Source organism: Komagataeibacter saccharivorans (genome assembly GCF_004348195.1).
Classification (GTDB): Bacteria; Pseudomonadota; Alphaproteobacteria; order Acetobacterales; family Acetobacteraceae; genus Komagataeibacter; species Komagataeibacter saccharivorans.
Map to the genome: position 1 here is coordinate 1 of NZ_CP036414.1, position 2,285 is coordinate 2,285.

3 protein-coding genes are annotated in these 2,285 nt (G+C 66.3%); all 3 read right to left on the reverse strand.

Annotated features, from left to right (window positions below; all coding sequences use genetic code 11):
• A partial coding sequence (locus KSAC_RS17105; RefSeq protein ID WP_132307105.1) for a secretion/conjugation apparatus DotM-related subunit occupies nt 1-849 on the reverse strand: 849 nt, incomplete at its 3' end.
• A complete protein-coding gene (locus tag KSAC_RS17110; RefSeq protein ID WP_132307107.1) occupies nt 846-1,784 on the reverse strand; it encodes a type IV secretory system conjugative DNA transfer family protein in 939 nt (312 codons plus the stop codon). The genes KSAC_RS17110 and KSAC_RS17105, both read right to left, overlap by 4 nt.
• Nucleotides 1,777-2,220 carry a DotD/TraH family lipoprotein gene (locus KSAC_RS17115; RefSeq protein ID WP_132307109.1) on the reverse strand — a complete coding sequence of 148 codons (444 nt, stop codon included), beginning with the start codon at nt 2,218-2,220 and terminating at the stop codon, nt 1,777-1,779. Before KSAC_RS17115 ends, KSAC_RS17110 begins: the two co-directional genes overlap by 8 nt.
• Between the last annotated feature and the right edge of the window lie 65 nt (nt 2,221-2,285).

A 2,285-nucleotide genomic window follows, 5' to 3' on the forward strand; every position in this document is an offset into this window, starting at 1 on the left:
CGCGTGTGCGTTCGCCATGGCGATGGCGTCATCCCATGTATTGGCGTCATGGATCCGGTGAAGATGCCGGATGAAGCGTTCCGGGGCTGCGACCGGGGCTGCTGGCGCGCCTTTCTTCAGGTTGCCTGCGACGGCCCGCGACAGGGCTTCAAGAAGGTTCTGGGCATCCTCCTTGCGGCGCTGGCCGAAGAAGGCGAACACCATGAACAGACACAGTTCGGCAGGCGGGAGGGCTTTCGGAGCGCTCCATGGCTGGCCGAGCTGACGGGCGAGAGCGTCGCGGGCCGTCTGCCCCCAGTCAGGCGCCCCGGCGTCTCCCGGGCAGTAACGGTCGAGCCATTCCATGGGCCGCAGCGCCGGATCGAGGGGACGCAGTGCCCTGCCCGGCGGTGCAGGCTCGGAGAGGGGCAGTTTCCCGCCAACCCACGCTGCACCGAGGGGATGGATGCGTGCGAGCACGGCCTGCATGCCATCGAGGCCAAAACGTTCGCGGTAGCGGCTGCGGGGTGCGCGGGCGAGACAGAGCGCCGCAAGGGCAATGATGAGGACAATGGCGGGAATGCGTAGCGCCAGTCCCGTCATTGTGCACAGACGCCACAGCGTATTCCACGACACCCGCTCGGGGACGGCGTGATGCAGGCTGTCATGGATCTGGTCGTAGCGGTGGGTGAACAGGCCGATGACATCCAGTTCGATATCCTGAACGGACAGGATCACCTGCGCGATCTGCGCATGAAAGCGCAACCACGCCAGAAGTGTCAGGATGACACAGGCCAGCCCCATGCCGCCGATCAGGCTGGCGGCCCGTCCGTGATCCCATGCGTTGGACGAAGACGTTCCGGGCGTCACTGGCCGTCTCCCGTCACATGCCAGTGGGCACGGTTCGCATCGAGCCCGGGCTGGGTGCGGATGCGGATATCCTGCACGTTGACGCGCATGAGGTCATGGCCGCCCTGTGTCGGATGATTGAGCAGCGCCACCTGTGGCGCTTCGACCTTGCCCGCCTTCAGCAGCGCCCGATAGCGCGCCATGCCGATGATCTCGCGCTCGAGGCGCGCCAGATCGTCGAGGAAGATTTCGACCGCCTGCCGTTCGCCCGCCGCGAACCCGCGGGCTACGCCCTCGCGCCAGACTTCGACTTCGTGCGTCGTGCGGGGGCGTAGGGCATCGTTGGGGGCCGACGGCATCGCGTACCGGCGCGTGAGCCATGTGCGCCACTGGGGAATGGCGGTGACGACCTGCGCCTGCCGCGTGACTTCGTATATCTGTTCGGCGAACTGTGCTGTCTGTCCCGATGGATCGAGGGCGACGGACATCTGGGCGCTGGTGACGACCGGCGGTCGCAGGAGGAGTGTGCCGTTATTGATCGGCAGCACCAGTGGCCGGAAATCAAACTCCCGGTCCAGTATGGCGCTTTCGCGTTCGAGCATGAGGTTTATGGCGTATGAGCGTGCGGCCAGACCACCCTGCGCCCCATAGGCCCACGCGGCCTGACGGACGGTATCGTCACGACCGTTTCCGGCTTCCTGTTTTGGAGAGTATCCGGGACGGATGGCCATCAGGGCTTCCATGGAGGGCGGGCGGTTCACGTCGGTGATGACCGGTGCGATGAGCGCGCCTGTCAGTGGCGTGTTGATCGCGCCCGCCGCAGCATTCTGTGTGGCGGGCATCGCCGGCACGGGCAGGTCAGCAGGACCTTTGCCCGATACGTCCGCGGCCCATGCCAAGGCCGGGAGCAGTGACAGGCCGACAAGCAGCGGCAGGGCGTGCAGGGGCTTACGCATGGCAGATTATCCTGATGGTGTGCCGGGGCACGTCGATGTCGATTTCGGCACGGGGATCGGCAGCGGCCGCAAGGTGGTCGAACAGGCGTCCCGCCGTGGCGTTGTCGTCGTCCACGCGCACCGTGATGGCATGGGCGGGGGCCGGGGTGACGGCGGCGTAACCCACCCGGCGGGCGAGTATACTGACCGCATCGTCCAGCGGTCCGGACCAGTGCCAGCTCATGGGGCGGTTCATTTCCGCGGGCAGGACCGATCCCGGGCGCACCATCGGGAAACGGATCTGTCCCAGTCCGTCCATGGTTTCAAGCAGGCCCGACATTTCCTGCGCCGTGGTCGGAGTGGTCGGTGGCGGTGCGGCCGGATGTCCGCTGCACGCGGCAAGGGCCAGTGCGGTGGCGAGCAGCGTGCAGGCCGTGAAAGGGGATGATCTCATCATGCGGGGATCATCCCGCAGGCTGTTGTGGGTGCGACGCCACTACGACATTTTTCCAGACTTTCGCC